This window comes from Pseudomonas fluorescens (assembly GCF_001623525.1).
Classification (GTDB): domain Bacteria; phylum Pseudomonadota; class Gammaproteobacteria; order Pseudomonadales; family Pseudomonadaceae; genus Aquipseudomonas; species Aquipseudomonas fluorescens_Q.
Genome location: NZ_CP015225.1, coordinates 5,607,296 through 5,629,200 on the forward strand (window position 1 = coordinate 5,607,296; position 21,905 = coordinate 5,629,200).

Sequence of the window (21,905 nt, forward strand, 5' to 3'; positions counted from 1 at the left end):
CCACCCTATGTGGTGGCGCAAACCATGGGGTTTGCACGATTTTCTGGCTGCTCCCGTCGGGAGGGGCCAAACAAGCAGGTGACCAAGCTGGGGAACGCTGATGGCTTACTCATATACTGAGAAAAAACGTATCCGCAAGGACTTTAGCAAGTTGCCGGACGTCATGGATGTGCCGTACCTCCTGGCCATCCAGCTGGATTCGTATCGTGAATTCTTGCAAGCGGGAGCGACTAAAGATCAGTTCCGCGACGTGGGCCTGCATGCGGCCTTCAAATCCGTTTTCCCGATCATCAGCTACTCCGGCAATGCTGCGCTGGAGTACGTCGGTTATCGCCTGGGCGAACCGGCATTTGATGTCAAAGAATGCGTATTGCGCGGTGTTACTTACGCCGTACCTTTGCGGGTAAAAGTGCGCCTGATCATTTTCGACAAAGAATCGTCGAACAAAGCGATCAAGGACATCAAAGAGCAAGAAGTCTACATGGGTGAAATCCCCCTGATGACTGAGAACGGTACCTTCGTAATCAACGGTACCGAGCGTGTAATCGTTTCCCAGCTGCACCGTTCTCCGGGCGTGTTCTTCGACCACGACCGTGGCAAGACGCACAGCTCCGGCAAACTGCTTTACTCTGCGCGCATCATTCCTTACCGCGGTTCGTGGTTGGACTTCGAGTTCGACCCGAAAGACTGCGTATTCGTGCGTATCGACCGTCGTCGCAAGCTGCCTGCATCGGTACTGCTGCGCGCGCTCGGCTATACCACCGAAGAAGTGCTGGACGCGTTCTACACCACCAACGTTTTCCATGTGCAAGGTGAAAACCTCAGCCTGGAACTGGTGCCTCAGCGCCTGCGCGGTGAAATCGCTGTCCTCGATATCCAGGATGACAAAGGCAAGGTTATTGTCGAGCAGGGTCGTCGTATCACCGCTCGCCACATCAACCAGTTGGAAAAAGCCGGGATCAAAGAGCTGCAGGTACCTCTGGACTACGTCCTGGGGCGCACCACGGCCAAGGTCATCGTGCATCCGGCCACCGGCGAAATCCTGGCAGAGTGCAACACCGAGCTGAACACCGAGATCCTGGCAAAAATCGCCAAGGCCCAGGTCGTTCGTATCGAAACCCTGTACACCAACGACATCGACTGCGGTCCGTTCATCTCCGACACGCTGAAGATCGACTCCACCGGCAACCAGTTGGAAGCCCTGGTCGAAATCTATCGCATGATGCGTCCTGGCGAGCCGCCAACCAAGGATGCCGCCGAGACCCTGTTCAACAACCTGTTCTTCAGCCCTGAGCGCTATGACCTGTCTGCGGTCGGCCGGATGAAGTTCAACCGTCGTATCGGTCGTACCGAAATCGAAGGTTCGGGTGTACTGAACAAGGACGACATCGTTGCTGTCCTCAAGACCCTGGTCGACATCCGTAACGGCAAGGGCATCGTCGATGACATCGACCACCTGGGTAACCGTCGTGTTCGTTGCGTAGGCGAAATGGCCGAGAACCAGTTCCGTGTTGGCCTGGTGCGCGTAGAGCGTGCGGTCAAGGAACGTCTGTCGATGGCTGAAAGCGAAGGCCTGATGCCGCAAGACCTGATCAACGCCAAGCCTGTGGCTGCGGCGGTGAAGGAGTTCTTCGGTTCGAGCCAGCTGTCCCAGTTCATGGACCAGAACAACCCGCTGTCCGAGATCACCCACAAGCGTCGCGTCTCCGCACTCGGCCCGGGCGGTCTGACCCGTGAGCGTGCAGGCTTCGAAGTTCGTGACGTACACCCGACGCACTACGGTCGTGTATGCCCGATCGAAACGCCGGAAGGTCCGAACATCGGTCTGATCAACTCCCTGGCTGCCTATGCGCGCACCAACCAGTATGGCTTCCTCGAGAGCCCGTACCGTGTGGTGAAAGACGCCCTGGTTACGGACGAGATCGTGTTCCTGTCCGCCATCGAAGAAGCTGATCACGTGATCGCTCAGGCTTCGGCCACGATGAACGACAAGAAGGTCTTGGTCGACGAGCTGGTAGCTGTTCGTCACTTGAACGAGTTCACCGTCAAGGCGCCGGAAGACGTCACCTTGATGGACGTATCGCCGAAGCAGGTAGTTTCGGTTGCAGCGTCGCTGATCCCGTTCCTCGAGCACGACGACGCCAACCGTGCGTTGATGGGTTCGAACATGCAGCGTCAAGCTGTACCAACCCTGCGTGCCGACAAGCCGCTGGTAGGTACCGGTATGGAGCGTAACGTTGCCCGTGACTCCGGCGTTTGCGTCGTGGCTCGTCGTGGTGGCGTAATCGACTCCGTCGACGCCAGCCGTATCGTGGTTCGTGTTGCCGATGACGAAGTTGAAACTGGCGAAGCCGGTGTCGACATCTACAACCTGACCAAATACACCCGCTCCAACCAGAACACCTGCATCAACCAGCGTCCGCTGGTGAGCAAGGGTGATCGGGTTCAGCGCAGCGATATCATGGCCGACGGTCCGTCCACCGATATGGGTGAACTGGCGTTGGGTCAGAACATGCGCATCGCGTTCATGGCATGGAACGGCTTCAACTTCGAAGACTCCATCTGCCTGTCCGAGCGTGTGGTTCAGGAAGACCGCTTCACCACGATCCACATCCAGGAACTGACCTGTGTGGCCCGTGACACCAAGCTTGGCCCAGAGGAAATCACTGCGGACATCCCGAACGTGGGTGAAGCTGCACTGAACAAGCTGGACGAAGCCGGTATCGTTTATGTGGGTGCTGAAGTAGGCGCAGGCGACATCCTGGTGGGCAAGGTCACTCCGAAAGGCGAGACCCAGCTGACCCCGGAAGAAAAACTGCTGCGTGCCATCTTCGGTGAAAAAGCCAGCGACGTTAAAGACACCTCCCTGCGTGTGCCTACTGGCACCAAGGGTACGGTCATCGACGTACAAGTCTTCACTCGCGACGGCGTTGAGCGTGATGCTCGTGCACTGTCGATCGAGAAGACTCAACTCGACGAGATCCGCAAGGACCTGAACGAAGAGTTCCGTATCGTCGAAGGCGCAACTTTCGAGCGTCTGCGCTCCGCTCTGGTCGGCCACAAAGCCGAAGGCGGCGCCGGCCTGAAGAAAGGTCAGGAAATCACCGACGAAGTTCTCGACGGTCTTGAGCATGGCCAGTGGTTCAAACTGCGCATGGCTGAAGATGCTCTGAACGAGCAGCTCGAGAAGGCCCAGGCCTATATCGTTGATCGCCGCCGTCTGCTGGACGACAAGTTCGAAGACAAGAAGCGCAAACTGCAGCAGGGCGATGACCTGGCTCCAGGCGTGCTGAAAATCGTCAAGGTTTACCTGGCAATCCGTCGTCGCATCCAACCGGGCGACAAGATGGCCGGTCGTCACGGTAACAAGGGTGTGGTCTCCGTGATCATGCCGGTTGAAGACATGCCGCACGATGCCAATGGCACCCCGGTCGATGTGGTCCTCAACCCGTTGGGCGTACCTTCGCGTATGAACGTTGGTCAGATCCTTGAAACCCACCTGGGCCTCGCGGCCAAGGGCTTGGGCGAGAAGATCAACCGTATGATCGAAGAGCAGCGCAAGGTCGCTGACCTGCGTAAGTTCTTGCACGAGATCTACAACGAGATCGGCGGTCGCAACGAAGAGCTGGACACCTTCTCCGACCAGGAAATCCTGGATCTGGCGAAGAACCTGCGCGGCGGCGTTCCAATGGCTACTCCGGTGTTCGACGGTGCCAAGGAAAGCGAAATCAAGGCCATGCTGAAACTGGCTGACCTGCCAGAAAGCGGCCAGATGCAGCTGTTCGACGGCCGTACCGGCAACAAGTTCGAGCGCCCGGTTACCGTTGGCTACATGTACATGCTGAAGCTGAACCACTTGGTAGACGACAAGATGCACGCTCGTTCTACCGGTTCTTACAGCCTGGTTACCCAGCAGCCGCTGGGTGGTAAGGCGCAGTTCGGTGGTCAGCGTTTCGGGGAGATGGAGGTCTGGGCACTGGAAGCGTACGGTGCTGCATACACTCTGCAAGAAATGCTCACAGTGAAGTCGGACGATGTGAACGGCCGGACCAAGATGTACAAAAACATCGTGGACGGCGATCACCGTATGGAGCCGGGCATGCCCGAGTCTTTCAACGTGTTGATCAAGGAAATTCGTTCCCTCGGCATCGATATCGATCTGGAAACCGAATAACACGTGACGCGAATCGAGAGCGGGGCTGTCTTGCCCGCTCTCTGCTCCGCCAGGAGGAAAGGCCTTGAAAGACCTACTGAATTTGCTGAAAAACCAGGGTCAAGTCGAAGAGTTCGACGCCATCCGTATTGGATTGGCATCGCCTGAGATGATCCGTTCGTGGTCGTTCGGTGAAGTTAAAAAGCCGGAAACCATCAACTACCGTACGTTCAAACCTGAGCGTGACGGCCTGTTCTGCGCCAAGATCTTTGGCCCGGTCAAGGATTACGAGTGCCTGTGCGGTAAGTACAAGCGCTTGAAGCACCGTGGTGTGATCTGCGAGAAGTGCGGCGTTGAAGTCGCGCTGGCAAAAGTTCGTCGTGAGCGCATGGCGCACATCGAACTGGCCTCGCCGGTTGCCCACATCTGGTTCCTGAAATCGCTGCCGTCCCGTATCGGCCTGCTGATGGACATGACCCTGCGTGATATCGAACGCGTTCTCTACTTCGAGAGCTATGTCGTTATCGATCCAGGCATGACCACCCTTGAAAAAGGTCAGTTGCTCAACGACGAACAGTACTTCGAAGCACTGGAAGAGTTCGGCGACGATTTCGATGCCCGCATGGGGGCCGAAGCTGTCCGCGAACTGCTGCACGCTATCGACCTGGAGCACGAGATTGGCCGTCTGCGCGAAGAAATTCCGCAAACCAACTCCGAAACCAAGATCAAGAAGCTGTCCAAGCGTCTGAAGTTGATGGAAGCCTTCCAGGGTTCCGGCAACCTGCCAGAGTGGATGGTGCTGACCGTTCTGCCGGTTCTGCCGCCAGACCTGCGTCCACTGGTTCCGCTCGATGGCGGTCGTTTCGCGACTTCCGACCTCAACGATCTGTATCGTCGAGTGATCAACCGTAACAACCGCTTGAAGCGTCTGCTCGATCTGTCCGCTCCGGACATCATCGTGCGCAACGAAAAGCGTATGTTGCAGGAAGCGGTCGACGCACTGCTCGACAACGGTCGTCGTGGCCGCGCTATCACCGGTTCCAACAAGCGTCCTCTGAAATCCCTGGCTGACATGATCAAGGGTAAGCAGGGTCGTTTCCGTCAGAACTTGCTCGGTAAGCGTGTTGACTACTCCGGTCGTTCGGTAATTACCGTAGGCCCGACCCTGCGTCTGCACCAGTGCGGTCTGCCTAAGAAAATGGCCTTGGAGCTGTTCAAACCGTTCATTTTCGGCAAGCTGGAAATGCGTGGTCTGGCGACCACCATCAAGGCGGCCAAGAAGATGGTCGAGCGCGAGCTGCCAGAGGTCTGGGACGTTCTCGCTGAAGTGATTCGCGAACACCCGGTTCTGCTCAACCGTGCACCGACCCTTCACCGTCTGGGTATCCAGGCGTTTGAACCGGTACTGATCGAAGGTAAGGCTATCCAGCTGCACCCGCTGGTCTGTGCTGCGTACAACGCCGACTTCGACGGCGACCAGATGGCCGTGCACGTACCGCTGACACTGGAAGCCCAGCTGGAAGCGCGTGCGTTGATGATGTCGACCAACAACATCCTGTCGCCAGCCAACGGTGAGCCAATCATCGTTCCGTCGCAGGACGTTGTATTGGGTCTGTACTACATGACGCGTGAAGCGATCAACGCCAAGGGCGAAGGTCGTGTGTTCGCCGATCTGCAGGAAGTTGACCGTGTGTTCCGTGCCGGCGAAGCCGCACTGCATGCCAAGGTCAAAGTGCGGATCAACGAAACCGTGAACGATCGTGATGGCGGCAGCGTGACCAACACCCGTATCGTCGACACCACCGTCGGCCGTGCGCTGTTGTTCCAGGTTGTGCCAAAAGGTCTGTCCTTCGACGTCGTCAACCTGCCGATGAAGAAAAAGGCGATCTCCAAGCTGATCAACCAGTGCTATCGCGTGGTTGGTCTGAAAGAGACCGTGATCTTCGCTGACCAGTTGATGTACACCGGTTTTGCCTATTCGACCATTTCCGGCGTTTCCATCGGTGTTAACGACTTCGTTATCCCGGATGAAAAAGCCCGCATCATCGGCGCCGCTACCGAAGAAGTGAAAGAGATCGAAAGCCAGTACGCCTCCGGCCTGGTAACCCAGGGCGAGAAGTACAACAAGGTGATCGACCTCTGGTCCAAGGCGAACGACGAAGTCTCCAAGGCGATGATGGCCAACCTCTCGAAAGAGAAAGTCATCGACCGTCATGGCAACGAAGTCGACCAGGAATCCTTCAACTCGATGTACATGATGGCCGACTCGGGCGCACGGGGTTCTGCTGCGCAGATTCGTCAGCTCGCCGGTATGCGTGGCCTGATGGCCAAGCCGGACGGCTCCATCATCGAGACCCCGATTACCGCGAACTTCCGTGAAGGCCTGAGCGTACTCCAGTACTTCATCTCCACTCACGGTGCTCGTAAGGGTCTTGCGGATACCGCCTTGAAAACGGCGAACTCCGGTTACCTGACTCGTCGTCTGGTAGACGTTGCCCAGGATCTGGTCGTGACCGAGATCGATTGCGGCACCGAACATGGCCTGGTAATGACTCCGCACATTGAAGGCGGTGACGTTGTAGAGCCGTTGGGTGAGCGCGTATTGGGTCGTGTCATCGCCCGTGACGTATTCAAGCCGGGCACCGAGGACGTGATCGTTCCTGCGGGCACCCTGGTTGACGAGAAGTGGGTCGAGTTCATCGAGCTCAATAGCATCGACGAAGTGATCGTACGTTCGCCGATCAGCTGCGAAACGCGCTACGGCATCTGCGCCAAGTGCTACGGTCGCGACCTGGCACGTGGTCACCAGGTGAACATCGGTGAAGCGGTCGGCGTTATCGCTGCCCAGTCCATCGGTGAGCCGGGTACCCAGCTGACGATGCGTACGTTCCACATCGGTGGTGCGGCAAGCCGGACCTCCGCGGCCGACAGCGTTCAGGTGAAGAATGGCGGTACCGTCCGTCTGCACAACCTGAAGCACGTCGAGCGAGTGGATGGTCACCTGGTTGCTGTGTCCCGTTCCGGTGAGCTGGCCATCGCTGACGACTTCGGTCGCGAGCGCGAGCGCTACAAGCTGCCGTACGGTGCTGTGATTTCGGTGAAGGAAGGCGACAAGGTCGACGCTGGTGCCATCGTGGCCAAGTGGGACCCGCACACTCACCCGATCGTTACCGAAATGAAAGGTACCGTGACCTACGTGGGCATGGAAGAAGGCATCACGATCAAGCGTCAGACAGACGAATTGACCGGTATGACCAACATTGAAGTACTCGATGCGAAAGATCGTCCAGCTGCCGGCAAGGACATCCGTCCTGCTGTGAAGATGGTCGACGACAACGGCAAGGATCTGTTGCTGCCAGGCACTGACGTAATCGCTCAGTACTTCCTGCCAGCCAACGCCTTGGTCGGTGTTGCGGACGGTGCACGGATCGCGATCGGTGATGTTATCGCTCGTATTCCGCAGGAAACTTCGAAGACCCGCGACATCACCGGTGGTCTGCCGCGTGTTGCCGACTTGTTCGAAGCTCGTCGTCCGAAAGAAGCCTCGATTCTGGCTGAAGTCAGCGGCACCATCGCGTTCGGTAAAGAGACCAAGGGCAAGCGTCGCCTGGTCATTACACCGAACGACGGTAGCGATCCGTACGAAGAGCTGATTCCGAAGTGGCGTCACCTGAACGTCTTCGAAGGCGAACAGGTAAACCGCGGCGAAGTTATCTCGGACGGTCCGAGCGATCCACACGACATCCTGCGTCTGCTGGGTGTGAGTGCGCTCGCCAAGTACATCGTGAACGAGATCCAGGACGTTTACCGTCTGCAAGGCGTGAAGATCAACGACAAGCACATCGAGACCATCCTGCGTCAGATGCTGCGTAAGGTCGAGATCGCTGAATCCGGCGACTCGAGTTTCATCAAGGGCGACCAGATGGAACTGACTCACGTACTGGTGGAAAACGAGCGCCTGGCGACCGAAGACAAGTTTGTCTCCAAGTTCACTCGCGTGCTGCTGGGTATCACCAAGGCGTCGTTGTCCACCGAATCGTTCATCTCGGCGGCTTCCTTCCAGGAAACCACCCGCGTACTGACCGAAGCGGCGGTAACCGGCAAGCGCGATTACCTGCGCGGCCTGAAAGAAAACGTGGTCGTGGGTCGTCTGATCCCGGCCGGTACCGGTTTGGCCTATCACAGCGAACGCAAGCGTCGCCGTGATGCTGACAAGCCGCTGCGCGTAAGCGCCAGTGAAGTGGAAGCTGCACTGACCGAAGCACTGAACTCGAGTGGTAACTGAGTTCTGCGGTAATTGAGTGCCTGGCCCTGGTCGCCCCGTTCGGCGGATCGAGACAAATTGTCGAGATCCGGCGGGCGGGGAGGTCGGGGCCTTGCCTTGACTGGGGACAAGATCCTCTTTAGACTCTTGATCCCCTAAATTTGGCGGGAATTCGTTCCTGCCATTTTGCTTTTCTTGTAAGACAATAGCGTCGCAAGACAACAGTGGAGCTAGTAGATGGCAACTATCAACCAGCTGGTACGTCAGCCGCGTAAGCGTATCGTCGAGAAATCCGACGTGCCTGCGCTGCAGAACTGCCCGCAACGTCGTGGCGTATGCACCCGTGTGTATACCACCACGCCGAAAAAACCTAACTCGGCACTGCGTAAAGTATGCCGTGTGCGTCTGACCAACGGTTTCGAGGTTTCCTCGTACATCGGCGGTGAAGGCCATAACCTGCAAGAACACAGCGTGGTCCTGATCCGCGGCGGTCGTGTAAAAGACTTGCCAGGTGTTCGTTACCACACCGTTCGCGGCTCTTTGGATACTTCCGGCGTTAAAGGTCGTAACCAAGGTCGTTCGAAGTACGGTACCAAGCGTCCGAAATAATCGGCCGTTTAGCAGTTTTTAATTTTATTGAGTCGATAAGAGTAAGGTCGGGCACGCATCCGCTGTCCCGGGCTAACCTGAAGACCGTTTGAGGGCTTATCAATGCCAAGACGTCGCGTAGCAGCCAAACGTGAGATTCTGGACGATCCGAAATACGGAAGCCAGATTCTCGCCAAGTTCATGAACCACGTAATGGAAAGCGGCAAGAAAGCCGTTGCCGAGCGTATCGTTTATGGCGCACTGGACAAAGTTAAGGAACGCAAGAACAGCGATCCCCTGGAAATCTTCGAGAAAGCTCTCGACGCCATCGCTCCGCTGGTCGAAGTGAAGTCGCGCCGTGTAGGCGGTGCTACTTACCAGGTTCCGGTCGAAGTTCGTCCGTCCCGTCGTAACGCCCTGGCAATGCGCTGGCTGGTAGACTTCGCCCGCAAGCGCGGCGAGAAGTCCATGGCTCTGCGTTTGGCTGGTGAACTGTTGGACGCTGCTGAAGGTAAAGGTGCTGCAGTTAAGAAGCGTGAAGACGTGCACCGTATGGCTGAAGCCAACAAGGCTTTCTCGCACTACCGCTTCTAATTTTAGCGTCACTCAATTTGCGAGGGCTTTATGGCTCGTACTACACCGATTAACCGCTACCGTAACATCGGTATCGTTGCTCACGTGGATGCTGGTAAAACCACCACCACCGAGCGCGTCCTTTTTTACACCGGCAAGAGTCACAAAATGGGCGAGGTGCATGACGGCGCCGCGACCACAGACTGGATGGTGCAGGAGCAGGAGCGTGGTATTACCATTACTTCTGCTGCTATCACCGCCTTCTGGAAAGGTTCCGAGAAGCAGTACGCGCACGAGCACCGCTTCAACGTTATCGATACCCCGGGCCACGTAGACTTCACCATCGAAGTTGAACGTTCCCTGCGTGTACTCGACGGCGCTGTCGTTGTGTTCTGTGGTACTTCGGGTGTTGAGCCTCAGTCGGAAACCGTATGGCGTCAAGCCAACAAATACGGCGTTCCACGTCTTGTTTACGTAAACAAGATGGACCGTGCTGGTGCCAACTTCCTGCGCGTGATCGCTCAGATCAAGCAGCGTCTGGGTCACACTCCGGTGCCTATCCAGTTGGCTATTGGTTCGGAAGACAACTTCCAGGGCCAGATCGACCTGATCAACATGCAAGCGGTTTACTGGAATGACTCCGACAAGGGCATGGTCCCTGTTCGCAAGGAAATTCCTGCCGAGCTGTTGGAAGAAGCCGAGCAATGGCGCAGCAACATGGTCGAGGCTGCGGCCGAAGCCAGCGAAGAGCTGATGAACAAGTACCTCGAAGGTGAAGAGCTCACCAACGAGGAAATCAAGGCCGCTCTGCGTCAGCGTACTATCGCTGGTGAGATCGTTCTGGCTGTTTGCGGTTCTTCCTTCAAGAACAAGGGTGTTCCCCTGGTTCTCGACGCCGTTATCGACTTCCTGCCTGCTCCGACCGACATTCCTGCTATCAAGGGTTCCAACCCGGATAACGAGGAAGAGGAAATGGAGCGTCACGCAAGTGATGACGAGCCGTTCGCGGCTTTGGCGTTCAAGATCGCTACCGACCCATTCGTGGGTACCTTGACCTTTGTTCGAGTTTACTCGGGCGTGTTGGCCTCCGGCGACGGCGTGATCAACTCGGTAAAAGGCAAGAAAGAGCGTGTGGGTCGTATGGTGCAGATGCACGCAAACGCCCGCGAAGAAATCAAGGAAGTGCGCGCTGGCGACATCGCGGCCTTGATCGGCATGAAGGACGTCACCACCGGTGAAACTTTGTGCAACGCTGACAAGCCAATCATCCTGGTTCGCATGGACTTCCCGGAGCCGGTTATTTCGGTTGCCGTTGAGCCTAAGACCAAGGACGACCAGGAAAAAATGGGTATCGCTCTGGGCAAGCTTGCTCAGGAAGACCCGTCTTTCCGCGTCAAGACTGATGAAGAGACTGGTCAAACGATCATCTCCGGCATGGGCGAGTTGCACCTGGACATCCTGGTTGACCGGATGCGCCGTGAGTTCAACGTCGAAGCCAACATCGGTAAACCTCAGGTTTCCTATCGTGAGCGCATCACGAAGAGCTGTGAAATCGAAGGCAAGTTCGTTCGCCAGTCCGGCGGTCGTGGCCAGTTCGGTCACTGCTGGATTCGTTTTGCACCGGCTGACGAAGGTCAGGAAGGTCTGCAATTCCTGAACGAAGTCGTAGGTGGTGTGGTTCCTAAGGAATACATCCCGGCGATCCAGAAGGGTATCGAAGAGCAGATGAAGAACGGCGTTGTCGCCGGTTATCCGCTGATCGGCCTGAAGGCGACTGTGTTCGATGGTTCTTACCATGACGTCGACTCCAACGAGATGGCGTTTAAGGTGGCTGCCTCCATGGCAACCAAGCAGCTGGCCCAGAAGGGTGGTGGTGAGTTGCTTGAGCCGATCATGGCGGTGGAAGTCGTTACGCCTGAAGACTACATGGGTGATGTCATGGGCGACCTTAACCGTCGTCGTGGCATGATTCTGGGTATGGAAGATACGGTTTCCGGCAAAGTGATTCGTGCTGAGGTCCCGTTGGGTGAGATGTTCGGTTACGCGACCGACGTTCGTTCCATGTCTCAGGGTCGCGCAAGCTACTCTATGGAATTCAAAAAATACAATACAGCTCCGTCGCATATCGTCGAGACTGTTACCAAAAAGCAAGGCTGATTCAGCCCCTTTAAGCTAGGAGTTAATTGTCGTGGCTAAAGAAAAATTTGAACGGAACAAACCGCACGTCAACGTTGGCACCATTGGTCACGTTGACCACGGTAAAACCACGCTGACCGCTGCTCTGACCCGTGTCTGCTCCGAAGTTTTCGGTTCGGCCAAGGTTGACTTCGACAAGATCGACAGCGCCCCGGAAGAGAAAGCTCGCGGTATCACCATCAACACCGCTCACGTTGAATACGATTCGGCCGTGCGTCACTACGCACACGTTGACTGCCCAGGTCACGCCGACTACGTAAAAAACATGATCACCGGTGCTGCCCAGATGGACGGCGCGATCCTGGTTTGCTCGGCCGCTGATGGTCCGATGCCACAAACCCGTGAGCACATCCTGCTGTCCCGTCAGGTAGGCGTTCCGTACATCGTTGTCTTCCTGAACAAGGCTGACATGGTTGATGACGCTGAGCTGCTGGAACTGGTTGAGATGGAGGTGCGCGATCTGCTGAGCACTTACGACTTCCCAGGTGATGACACTCCAATCATCATCGGTTCGGCTCTGATGGCTCTGAACGGCCAAGACGACAACGAAATGGGCACCACTGCTGTCAAGAAGCTGGTGGAAACTCTGGACAGCTACATCCCAGAGCCAGAGCGTGCTATCGACAAGCCGTTCCTGATGCCGATCGAAGACGTATTCTCGATCTCCGGTCGCGGTACTGTTGTGACTGGTCGTGTTGAGCGTGGCATCGTCCGTATCCAGGAAGAAGTTGAGATCGTCGGTCTGCGCGACACTCAGAAAACTACCTGCACCGGCGTTGAAATGTTCCGCAAGCTGCTCGACGAAGGTCGTGCTGGCGAGAACTGCGGCGTACTGCTGCGCGGCACCAAACGTGACGACGTTGAGCGTGGCCAGGTTCTGGTCAAGCCAGGCACCGTCAAGCCGCACACCAAGTTCACCGCAGAAGTTTACGTTCTGAGCAAGGAAGAAGGCGGTCGTCACACTCCGTTCTTCAAAGGCTACCGTCCACAGTTCTACTTCCGTACAACTGACGTGACTGGTAACTGCGAGCTGCCAGAAGGCGTTGAAATGGTAATGCCAGGTGACAACATTCAGATGACTGTTACCCTGATCAAGACCATCGCAATGGAAGACGGTCTGCGTTTCGCTATCCGTGAAGGCGGTCGTACCGTCGGCGCTGGTGTCGTAGCCAAAGTCATCGAGTAAGTCTCTTTCAGAGTCAGCTTGATGAGTTGAAAAGCCCCCGCTTAGCGGGGGCTTTTTTATTGGGTTGACACCTATCAGGGGCGTCTATAGAATTGCGCCTCCTTTTAACGGGCGTATTGCGCCCGGTGGGAATAGCAGCCGGAGTCTGAAATCCAATGCAAAATCAGCAAATCCGTATCAGGTTGAAGGCTTTTGACCATCGCCTGATCGACCAATCCACCCAGGAAATCGTGGAAACCGCGAAACGTACTGGTGCTCAAGTGCGTGGTCCAATTCCACTGCCTACCCGTAAAGAGCGGTTCACCGTTCTGGTCTCCCCGCACGTCAACAAAGACGCGCGTGACCAGTACGAGATCCGTACTCATAAGCGCGTTCTGGACATCGTCCAGCCAACGGATAAAACCGTTGATGCTCTTATGAAGCTCGATCTTGCGGCCGGTGTGGAAGTGCAGATCAGCCTCGGCTAAGACTCGGTCTTAGTCGTGTAACGCTCTGAAATGGGCGGCCATAGCGGGTGAAAGCCCCGTACACTCATGAGGTTTACAACATGACTATTGGTGTAGTCGGTCGTAAATGCGGTATGACCCGTATTTTCACCGAAGAAGGTGTCTCCATTCCGGTCACGGTCATTGAGATCGAGCCGAATCGCGTCACCCAGTTCAAAACTGAAGAGACCGATGGCTATCGTGCAGTGCAAGTCACTGTCGGCGAGCGTCGTGCTTCGCGTGTAACAGCAGCTCAGGCTGGCCACTTCGCCAAGGCGAACGTTGCCGCTGGTCGTACCGTAATGGAATTCCGCCTTGAAGAAGGCGAGTACCAGGCCGGCGATCTGATCAACGCTGAAATCTTCGCCGCTGGTCAACTGGTTGATGTAACCGGTCAGTCCAAAGGTAAAGGCTTCCAGGGTACGATCAAGCGTTGGAACTTCCGCGGGCAAGATAACACCCACGGTAACTCCGTATCCCACCGCGTTCCAGGCTCTATCGGCCAGTGCCAGACTCCTGGTCGTGTATTCAAGGGCAAAAAAATGTCCGGTCATATGGGCGCTGAGCGCGTGACCGTGCAGTCCCTCGAAGTAGTGCGCGTGGACGCTGAACGCAATCTGTTGTTGGTCAAGGGCGCTGTTCCTGGCGCTACTGGCGGCAACTTGGTTGTACGTCCAGCAGCCAAGGCTCGCGGTTAAGGGGAAGCTGACATGCAATTAAATGTAAATGACGCTCAAGCGATCGAAGTTTCCGAACTGACATTTGGCGGCGAATTCAACGAGACGCTGGTTCACCAAGCAGTCGTGGCCTACATGGCTGGCGGCCGTCAAGGTAGCAAGCAGCAAAAGACCCGTTCCGACGTTTCCGGTGGCGGCAAGCGCCCATGGCGTCAGAAAGGTACTGGCCGTGCTCGTGCCGGTACTATCCGTAGCCCAATCTGGCGTGGCGGCGGTACCACTTTCGCAGCTCGTCCTCAGGATCACTCCCAGAAGCTGAACAAGAAGATGTATCGCGCAGCAATGCGTTCCATCCTTGCTGAGCTGGTGCGTACTGATCGTCTGGTCGTGGTTCAGGACTTCGCTGTTGAAGCACCGAAAACCAAAGATCTGCTGAACAAGCTGAACGGCATGGGCCTGACTGACGTCCTGATCGTGTCTGACGCTGTTGATCAGAACCTGTACCTGGCTGCTCGCAACCTGCCACACGTCGACGTTCGTGACGTGCAGGGTTCCGATCCGGTCAGTCTGATCGCATACGACAAGGTGTTGATCACCGTGTCGGCCGTGAAGAAATTCGAGGAGCTGCTGGGATGAACCAGGAACGCGTATTTAAAGTTCTGCTTGGCCCGCACGTTTCCGAGAAGGCTACGGTTCTGGCAGACAAGAAAGGCCAGTTCGTTTTCAAGGTTGCTACCGACGCAACCAAGCTGGAAATCAAGAAGGCCGTCGAAAGCCTGTTCAGCGTGAAAGTAGAGCGCGTGACTACCCTGAACGTTCTGGGTAAAAGCAAGCGCACTGCTCGCGGTCTGGGCAAGCGTAATGACTGGAAGAAGGCAGTTATCTCCCTTCAGCCAGGCCAAGATCTCGATTTCAGCAGCAGTGCTGAGTAAGGAAGGGGTGCATCATGGCAATCGTTAAATGCAAACCGACTTCCCCTGGCCGCCGTTTTGTGGTCAAGGTGGTCAACCAGGAGCTGCATAAAGGCGCTCCTCACGCACCGCTGCTCGAGAAAAAATCGAAGTCTGGTGGTCGTAACAACAATGGCCGTATTACCACTCGTCACATCGGTGGTGGTCATAAGCAGCATTATCGTCTGGTCGACTTCCGTCGCAACGACAAGGATGGCATCGCTGCCACCGTCGAGCGTATCGAATACGATCCAAACCGTACTGCTCACATCGCTCTGCTGCTGTACGCAGATGGCGAGCGTCGCTACATCATCGCCCCTAAAGGCGTGAGTGCTGGCGACCAGCTGATCGCAGGTGCCCTGGCACCGATCAAGCCGGGCAACGCTCTGCAACTGCGTAACATTCCAGTTGGTAGCACCGTACACGGCATCGAATTGAAGCCAGGTAAAGGCGCACAGATCGCTCGTTCCGCTGGTGCTTCGGCTCAGCTGATCGCTCGTGAAGGTGTCTACGTGACCCTGCGTCTGCGTTCTGGTGAGATGCGTAAAGTACTGGCTGAATGCCGTGCGACCCTGGGCGAAGTCTCGAACTCCGAGCACAGCCTGCGTTCGTTGGGTAAAGCTGGTGCCAAGCGCTGGCGTGGCGTTCGCCCAACCGTTCGTGGTGTTGCCATGAACCCGGTTGACCACCCACATGGTGGTGGTGAAGGTCGTACCTCTGGTGGTCGTCATCCGGTATCGCCATGGGGCTTCCCGACTAAGGGCGCGAAGACTCGTGGTAATAAGCGTACCGACAAAATGATCGTCCGTCGTCGCAAGTAAATAGAGGGATACGACAGTGCCACGTTCTCTGAAAAAAGGTCCTTTTATTGATCTTCACCTACTGAAGAAGATCGAAGTGGCGGCGGAAAAGAACGATCGCAAACCAGTTAAGACCTGGTCGCGTCGTTCGATGATCCTGCCACAAATGGTCGGTCTGACCATCGCAGTACACAACGGTCGCCAACACGTCCCAGTTCTCGTGAACGAAGACATGGTCGGCCACAAACTGGGCGAGTTCGCCGGTACCCGCACATACCGTGGGCACGTGGCTGACAAGAAAGCCAAGCGTTAAGGGGTAAGGAAATGGAAGTAGCCGCTAAGTTGTCGGGCGCTCGAATCTCCGCCCAGAAAGCCCGCTTGGTCGCCGACCAGATCCGCGGGAAGAAGGTGGGCGAAGCGCTCAACCTGTTGGCTTTCAGCAGTAAGAAAGCCGCCGAGATCATGAAGAAAGTGCTGGAGTCGGCCGTAGCCAACGCCGAGCATAACGAAGGCGCAGACGTTGATGACCTGAAGGTCAGCACCGTTTTCGTCAACGAAGGGCGTTCGCTGAAGCGCATCATGCCACGTGCCAAAGGCCGTGCTGATCGCATCGTCAAGCGGTCTTGCCATATCACTGTCAAGGTTGCTGACAAGTAACGGAGTCGAAGAGATGGGTCAGAAAGTACATCCCATTGGCATTCGCCTGGGAATCGTCAAGGAGCACACCTCCGTCTGGTACGCAGACGGTCGGACTTATGCGGACTACTTGTTCGCTGATCTGAAGGTGCGTGAGTATCTCCAAGACAAACTAAAAAGCGCGTCCGTAAGCCGTATCGATATCCATCGTCCGGCGCAGACTGCACGTATCACCATCCACACCGCTCGTCCAGGTATCGTTATCGGGAAGAAAGGTGAAGATGTTGAGAAACTGCGTCAGGACCTGACCAAGCAAATGGGTGTGCCTGTGCACATCAATATCGAAGAGATCCGCAAGCCGGAGCTCGACGGTATGCTGGTTGCGCAGAGCGTAGCTCAGCAGCTGGAGCGTCGCGTAATGTTCCGTCGCGCTATGAAGCGCGCTGTACAGAACGCAATGCGCATTGGTGCCAAAGGCATCAAAATCCAAGTGAGCGGTCGTCTCGGCGGTGCTGAAATCGCACGTACTGAATGGTATCGCGAAGGTCGTGTGCCACTGCACACCCTGCGTGCCGACATCGACTATGCCAACTACGAAGCTCACACCACCTACGGTGTGATCGGTGTAAAGGTTTGGATCTTCAAAGGCGAAGTAATTGGTGGTCGCCAAGAAGAACTGAAGCCACAAGCACCAGCGCCTCGTAAAAAAGCTGCTAAGTAAGGGGTACGCCAAATGTTGCAACCAAAGCGTACGAAGTTCCGCAAGCAGATGACCGGTCACAACCGTGGCCTGGCATTGCGCGGTAGCAAAGTCAGCTTCGGCGAGTTCGCGCTGAAGTCTGTTGCTCGTGGTCGTCTCACCGCTCGTCAGATCGAGTCAGCGCGTCGTGCTCTGACCCGTCACGTAAAACGTGGCGGCAAGATCTGGATCCGTGTATTCCCGGACAAGCCTGTCACCAAGAAGCCACTCGAAGTTCGGATGGGTAAAGGTAAGGGTAACGTGGAGTACTGGGTTGCCCAGATTCAGCCAGGCAAAGTCCTGTATGAAATCGAGGGTGTTTCTGAAGAGCTGGCGCGTGAGGCTTTCGCCCTGGCTGCTGCAAAGCTGCCGCTCGCCACCTCCTTTGTTAAACGGACGGTGATGTGATGAAAGCGAATGAACTTCGTGAAAAATCAGCACAGCAGCTGAACGAGCAACTGCTCGGCCTGCTGCGCGACCAGTTCAATCTGCGTATGCAGAAAGCAACTGGCCAGTTGGGGCAGTCTCATCTGCTCTCGCAAGTTAAGCGTGACATCGCTCGCGTGAAAACTGTGCTCAACCAGCAGGCAGGTAAGTAATCATGGCTGAAGCCGAAAAAACTGTCCGTACGCTGACTGGCCGTGTTGTCAGCGACAAGATGGACAAAACCATCACCGTTCTGATCGAGCGTCGCGTTAAGCACCCGATCTACGGTAAATACGTTAAGCGTTCGACTAAGCTGCACGCGCACGACGAAACCAATCAGTGCCACATCGGCGACAAAGTCACTATTCGTGAAACTCGTCCGATGGCCAAGACCAAGTCTTGGGCGCTGGTTGATGTTCTCGAACGCGCTGTGGAAGTCTAAGGGCTAGGGGTCGGAGAAATTATATGATTCAGACTCAATCCATGCTCGATGTGGCCGATAACAGCGGCGCTCGCCGTGTTATGTGCATCAAGGTGCTGGGTGGCTCCCATCGTCGTTACGCTGGTATCGGTGACATCATCAAAGTTACCGTCAAGGAAGCAATTCCTCGCGGTAAGGTGAAAAAAGGCCAGGTGATGACTGCTGTCGTAGTCCGCACTCGCCATGGCGTCCGTCGTGCTGACGGCTCCATCATCCGCTTTGATGGCAACGCTGCTGTTCTGTTGAACAACAAGCAAGAGCCGATCGGCACCCGTATCTTTGGGCCAGTGACCCGTGAACTTCGTACTGAGAAGTTCATGAAGATCGTCTCGCTCGCCCCAGAAGTGCTGTAAGGAGATCCGACATGCAAAAGATTCGTCGTGACGACGAGATCATCGTGATCGCCGGCAAAGACAAAGGTAAGCGCGGTAAGGTGCTGAAGGTTCTTGCTGACAACCGTCTGGTTGTTGGTGGTCTGAACCTGGTCAAGCGTCATACCAAGCCTAACCCGATGTCGGGCGTACAGGGCGGTATCGTCGAGAAAGAAGCGCCACTGCACGCTTCCAACGTCGCCATCTTCAACGGCGAAACCAACAAGGCTGACCGCGTTGGTTTCAAAGTAGAAGACGGTAAGAAAATTCGTGTCTTCAAGTCGACCCAAAAAGCGGTTGATGCTTGAACACTGCTAGGTAGAAGACCATGGCACGACTAAAAGAGATTTACCGGAAGGAAATCGCACCGAAACTTAAGGAAGAACTTAAGCTTTCGAACGTGATGGAAGTTCCGCGCGTTACCAAAATCACCCTGAACATGGGTCTGGGCGAAGCGATCGGCGACAAAAAAGTCATCGAGCACGCTGTTGCCGACCTGGAAAAGATCACCGGTCAGAAAGTCGTTGTGACTTACGCTCGGAAATCCATCGCTGGCTTTAAAGTCCGTGAAGGTTGGCCGATCGGTGTCAAAGTGACCCTGCGCCGTGAGCGTATGTACGAGTTCCTGGATCGTCTGCTGTCGATCTCCCTGCCTCGGGTTCGCGACTTCCGCGGCCTGAATGCCAAGTCCTTCGATGGTCGTGGCAACTACAGCATGGGCGTTAAAGAGCAGATCATTTTCCCGGAAATCGATTACGACAAGATCGACGCTCTCCGCGGTCTGGACATTACCCTGACCACCACTGCTCGGACGGATGACGAAGGTCGCGCACTGCTGCGCGCTTTCAAATTCCCGTTCCGCAACTGATTGGAGTAGGAAAATGGCCAAGAAGAGCATGAAGAACCGTGAGCTGAAGCGTCAGCTCACCGTTGCCAAGTACGCCACCAAGCGTGCAGCGCTGAAAGCTATCATCGTTGATCTGAACGCAAGTCCAGAAGCGCGTTGGGAAGCTACCGTAGCCCTGCAGAAGCAGCCACGTGACGCAAGCGCCTCGCGCATGCGTAACCGCTGCCGCCTGACTGGTCGTCCGCACGGCGTGTACCGCAAGTTCGGCCTTGGCCGTAACATGCTGCGTCAAGCTGCAATGCGTGGTGACGTTCCAGGTCTGGTTAAAGCCAGCTGGTAAGCACTGTCAAAGTCGCGGCGTTCGGGGTCAAAAGATCCTGACCGTCGGTGACCTTGAACATGAATCAAGCCCCTATTGGGGCTTGATTCATTTGTGGGGTGTGTCTAGAATACCCGGCTCGCCTGAGCCCGTGTTTTTATTGCACGGATGCGCTCGGCGACACGTACTAGCCGAAAGGCTAATTTTTTGTGTATTAGGAGCGTCTAGCCCATGAGTATGCAGGACCCGTTAGCGGACATGCTAACTCGTATCCGTAATGCCCAGATGGCTGAAAAGTCCGTCGTAAGCATGCCATCTTCTACGTTGAAGGTAGCTGTTGCCAAAGTCCTGAAGGACGAAGGTTACATTGCGGGTTATCAGATCAGCAGCGAAATCAAGCCACTGCTGTCCATCGAGCTGAAGTACTTCGAAGGCCGTCCGGTCATCGAGGAAGTGAAGCGCGTTAGCCGTCCAGGCCTGCGTCAGTACAAGTCCGTCGAGGATCTGCCGAAAGTTCGCGGCGGCCTGGGCGTGTCTATCGTCTCCACCAACAAAGGTGTGATGACGGATCGTGCTGCGCGCGCTGCCGGTGTCGGCGGCGAAGTTCTTTGCACTGTGTTCTAAGGGGGATAAGCATGTCACGCGTCGCTAAGAACCCCGTTAAGCTGCCAGCCGGTGTCGAAGTCAAATTCGCAGGCCAACAGCTTTCGGTGAAGGGTGCCAAGGGCACTCTGCAACTGAACATCCATTCGTCCGTTGAGATCGTTGAAGAAGCTGGTGAGCTGCGTTTCGCTGCTCGCAATGGCGATCAACAGACTCGCGCAATGGCTGGTACCACTCGTGCGTTGGTAAACAACATGGTCCAAGGCGTAAGCCAAGGCTTCGAGCGCAAGCTCCAGCTGGTCGGTGTTGGTTACAAAGCGCAAGCAAAAGGCACAGTGCTGAACCTGGCTCTTGGCTTCTCGCACCCAGTGGATTATGAACTGCCGGAAGGCATCACCGCTGAGACTCCTAGCCAGACCGATATCCTGATCAAGGGCATCGACAAGCAGCTGGTAGGTCAAGTGGCCGCCGAGATCCGCGACTTCCGTCCACCAGAGCCGTACAAAGGCAAAGGTGTGCGCTACGCGGACGAAGTCGTCCGTCGTAAAGAAGCCAAGAAGAAGTAGGGCATAGCAAATGACCGACAAAAAAGTTACTCGACTGCGTCGCGCTCGCAAAGCACGCCTGAAAATGCACGAACTCGAAGTCGTGCGTCTCTGCGTGTTCCGCTCGTCGCAGCACATCTACGCCCAGGTCATTTCGGCCGACGGCAACAAAGTCCTGGCAAGTGCCTCGACTTTGGATAAAGAACTGCGTGATGGCGCCACTGGCAACATCGACGCGGCCACTAAGGTTGGCCAGCTGGTCGCTACGCGTGCAAAAGCCGCTGGCGTCTCGCAGGTGGCTTTCGACCGCTCTGGCTTCAAGTACCACGGCCGCGTCAAGGCGCTGGCTGATGCTGCTCGTGAAGCTGGGCTGGAGTTCTAAGTTATGTCAAATAACGACCAAAAGCGCGACGAAGGCTACATCGAGAAGCTGGTTCAAGTTAACCGCGTAGCCAAAACCGTTAAAGGCGGCCGTATCTTCACTTTCACTGCGTTGACCGTAGTGGGTGATGGTAAAGGCCGTGTTGGCTTCGGCCGTGGCAAGTCGCGTGAAGTGCCTGCTGCGATCCAGAAGGCAATGGAAGCTGCTCGCCGCAACATGATCCAGGTTGATCTGAACGGCACCACTCTGCAGTACGCAATGAAGTCCGCCCATGGCGCTTCGAAGGTGTACATGCAGCCTGCTTCTGAAGGTACCGGTATCATCGCTGGCGGCGCTATGCGTGCCGTCCTCGAAGTTGCTGGCGTTCAGAACGTTCTGGCCAAGTGCTACGGCTCGACTAACCCAGTAAACGTGGTTCACGCCACTTTCAAGGGTTTGAAAGCAATGCAGTCTCCTGAATCCATTGCCGCCAAGCGTGGCAAAAGCGTCAAGGAGATCTTCTGATCATGGCTACCGTAAAAGTTACGCTGATCAAAAGCATGACCGGCCGCATCCCTAACCACAAACTGTGCGTTAAGGGTCTGGGTCTGCGTCGCATCGGTCACACTGTAGAAGTCCTGGATACTCCCGAGAATCGCGGGATGATCAACAAGGCTTACTACATGCTGCGTGTCGAGGGTTAAT

At 56.0% G+C, this 21,905-nt stretch carries 26 protein-coding genes; all 26 read left to right on the forward strand.

Going from position 1 to position 21,905, the window contains the following annotated elements; translation table 11 throughout:
* Positions 1-100: 100 nt before the first annotated feature.
* On the forward strand, positions 101-4,174 hold the full coding sequence (rpoB, locus tag TK06_RS24245) for a DNA-directed RNA polymerase subunit beta (RefSeq protein WP_013694338.1): 4,074 nt from the start codon (positions 101-103) through the stop codon (positions 4,172-4,174).
* 64 nt (positions 4,175-4,238) lie between these two features.
* On the forward strand, positions 4,239-8,438 hold the full coding sequence (gene rpoC, locus TK06_RS24250; protein WP_047230482.1) for a DNA-directed RNA polymerase subunit beta': 4,200 nt from the start codon (positions 4,239-4,241) through the stop codon (positions 8,436-8,438).
* Between the two features lie 216 nt (positions 8,439-8,654).
* A complete protein-coding gene (gene rpsL, locus TK06_RS24255; RefSeq protein WP_003186084.1) occupies positions 8,655-9,026 on the forward strand; it encodes a 30S ribosomal protein S12 in 372 nt (123 codons plus the stop codon).
* Positions 9,027-9,128: 102 nt separating this feature from the next.
* Entirely contained in the window at positions 9,129-9,599 is a 471-nt protein-coding gene (gene rpsG / locus TK06_RS24260; protein ID WP_003186074.1) for a 30S ribosomal protein S7, read from the forward strand.
* Positions 9,600-9,629: 30 nt separating this feature from the next.
* A complete protein-coding gene (gene fusA, locus TK06_RS24265; protein ID WP_063324139.1) occupies positions 9,630-11,735 on the forward strand; it encodes an elongation factor G in 2,106 nt (701 codons plus the stop codon).
* 31 nt (positions 11,736-11,766) lie between these two features.
* Positions 11,767-12,960: an elongation factor Tu gene (gene tuf, locus TK06_RS24270; RefSeq protein ID WP_003186103.1), complete on the forward strand. Its 1,194-nt coding sequence runs from the start codon at positions 11,767-11,769 to the stop codon at positions 12,958-12,960.
* Between the two features lie 155 nt (positions 12,961-13,115).
* Positions 13,116-13,427, forward strand: a complete 312-nt coding sequence (gene rpsJ, locus TK06_RS24275) for a 30S ribosomal protein S10 (protein WP_003186070.1) — start codon at positions 13,116-13,118, stop codon at positions 13,425-13,427.
* Between the two features lie 80 nt (positions 13,428-13,507).
* Positions 13,508-14,143: a 50S ribosomal protein L3 gene (gene rplC / locus TK06_RS24280; RefSeq protein ID WP_003186059.1), complete on the forward strand. Its 636-nt coding sequence runs from the start codon at positions 13,508-13,510 to the stop codon at positions 14,141-14,143.
* A gap of 12 nt (positions 14,144-14,155) precedes the next feature.
* Positions 14,156-14,758 (forward strand): 50S ribosomal protein L4, encoded by a 603-nt coding sequence (gene rplD, locus TK06_RS24285; RefSeq protein ID WP_003186057.1) that lies wholly within the window; start codon positions 14,156-14,158, stop codon positions 14,756-14,758.
* Positions 14,755-15,054, forward strand: a complete 300-nt coding sequence (rplW, locus tag TK06_RS24290; RefSeq protein ID WP_002555488.1) for a 50S ribosomal protein L23 — start codon at positions 14,755-14,757, stop codon at positions 15,052-15,054. Before rplD ends, rplW begins: the two co-directional genes overlap by 4 nt.
* A 14-nt stretch (positions 15,055-15,068) precedes the next feature.
* Positions 15,069-15,893 (forward strand): 50S ribosomal protein L2, encoded by an 825-nt coding sequence (rplB, locus tag TK06_RS24295; RefSeq protein WP_003186055.1) that lies wholly within the window; start codon positions 15,069-15,071, stop codon positions 15,891-15,893.
* Between the two features lie 16 nt (positions 15,894-15,909).
* On the forward strand, positions 15,910-16,185 hold the full coding sequence (gene rpsS / locus TK06_RS24300; RefSeq protein WP_002555486.1) for a 30S ribosomal protein S19: 276 nt from the start codon (positions 15,910-15,912) through the stop codon (positions 16,183-16,185).
* A gap of 11 nt (positions 16,186-16,196) precedes the next feature.
* Entirely contained in the window at positions 16,197-16,529 is a 333-nt protein-coding gene (gene rplV / locus TK06_RS24305) for a 50S ribosomal protein L22 (RefSeq protein WP_003103908.1), read from the forward strand.
* Positions 16,530-16,542: 13 nt separating this feature from the next.
* The gene (gene rpsC, locus TK06_RS24310) at positions 16,543-17,229 is read left to right on the forward strand and encodes a 30S ribosomal protein S3 (RefSeq protein WP_003176422.1); all 687 of its coding nucleotides are present in this window, start codon (positions 16,543-16,545) and stop codon (positions 17,227-17,229) included.
* A 12-nt stretch (positions 17,230-17,241) separates the two neighbouring features.
* The gene (rplP, locus tag TK06_RS24315) at positions 17,242-17,655 is read left to right on the forward strand and encodes a 50S ribosomal protein L16 (RefSeq protein ID WP_003186052.1); all 414 of its coding nucleotides are present in this window, start codon (positions 17,242-17,244) and stop codon (positions 17,653-17,655) included.
* Entirely contained in the window at positions 17,655-17,846 is a 192-nt protein-coding gene (rpmC, locus tag TK06_RS24320; RefSeq protein WP_002555481.1) for a 50S ribosomal protein L29, read from the forward strand. Before rplP ends, rpmC begins: the two co-directional genes overlap by 1 nt.
* Before the next feature lie 2 nt (positions 17,847-17,848).
* On the forward strand, positions 17,849-18,115 hold the full coding sequence (gene rpsQ, locus TK06_RS24325) for a 30S ribosomal protein S17 (protein WP_003194644.1): 267 nt from the start codon (positions 17,849-17,851) through the stop codon (positions 18,113-18,115).
* A 23-nt stretch (positions 18,116-18,138) separates the two neighbouring features.
* Complete coding sequence (rplN, locus tag TK06_RS24330) at positions 18,139-18,507, forward strand: 50S ribosomal protein L14 (RefSeq protein WP_002555479.1); 369 nt, start codon at positions 18,139-18,141, stop codon at positions 18,505-18,507.
* Positions 18,508-18,518: 11 nt separating this feature from the next.
* Positions 18,519-18,833, forward strand: a complete 315-nt coding sequence (gene rplX / locus TK06_RS24335; RefSeq protein ID WP_003186046.1) for a 50S ribosomal protein L24 — start codon at positions 18,519-18,521, stop codon at positions 18,831-18,833.
* Positions 18,834-18,853: 20 nt separating this feature from the next.
* Positions 18,854-19,393 (forward strand): 50S ribosomal protein L5, encoded by a 540-nt coding sequence (gene rplE / locus TK06_RS24340; protein ID WP_003186044.1) that lies wholly within the window; start codon positions 18,854-18,856, stop codon positions 19,391-19,393.
* 13 nt (positions 19,394-19,406) lie between these two features.
* Entirely contained in the window at positions 19,407-19,712 is a 306-nt protein-coding gene (rpsN, locus tag TK06_RS24345; protein ID WP_003186042.1) for a 30S ribosomal protein S14, read from the forward strand.
* A 210-nt stretch (positions 19,713-19,922) separates the two neighbouring features.
* Entirely contained in the window at positions 19,923-20,315 is a 393-nt protein-coding gene (gene rpsH, locus TK06_RS24350; protein WP_017848802.1) for a 30S ribosomal protein S8, read from the forward strand.
* A gap of 11 nt (positions 20,316-20,326) precedes the next feature.
* Complete coding sequence (gene rplF, locus TK06_RS24355) at positions 20,327-20,860, forward strand: 50S ribosomal protein L6 (RefSeq protein ID WP_003186039.1); 534 nt, start codon at positions 20,327-20,329, stop codon at positions 20,858-20,860.
* 10 nt (positions 20,861-20,870) lie between these two features.
* Positions 20,871-21,221 (forward strand): 50S ribosomal protein L18, encoded by a 351-nt coding sequence (gene rplR, locus TK06_RS24360; protein WP_003186037.1) that lies wholly within the window; start codon positions 20,871-20,873, stop codon positions 21,219-21,221.
* Positions 21,222-21,224: 3 nt separating this feature from the next.
* Positions 21,225-21,725, forward strand: a complete 501-nt coding sequence (gene rpsE / locus TK06_RS24365; RefSeq protein WP_003186035.1) for a 30S ribosomal protein S5 — start codon at positions 21,225-21,227, stop codon at positions 21,723-21,725.
* Between the two features lie 2 nt (positions 21,726-21,727).
* Positions 21,728-21,904: a 50S ribosomal protein L30 gene (gene rpmD, locus TK06_RS24370; protein WP_003186033.1), complete on the forward strand. Its 177-nt coding sequence runs from the start codon at positions 21,728-21,730 to the stop codon at positions 21,902-21,904.
* Position 21,905 lies beyond the last annotated feature (1 nt).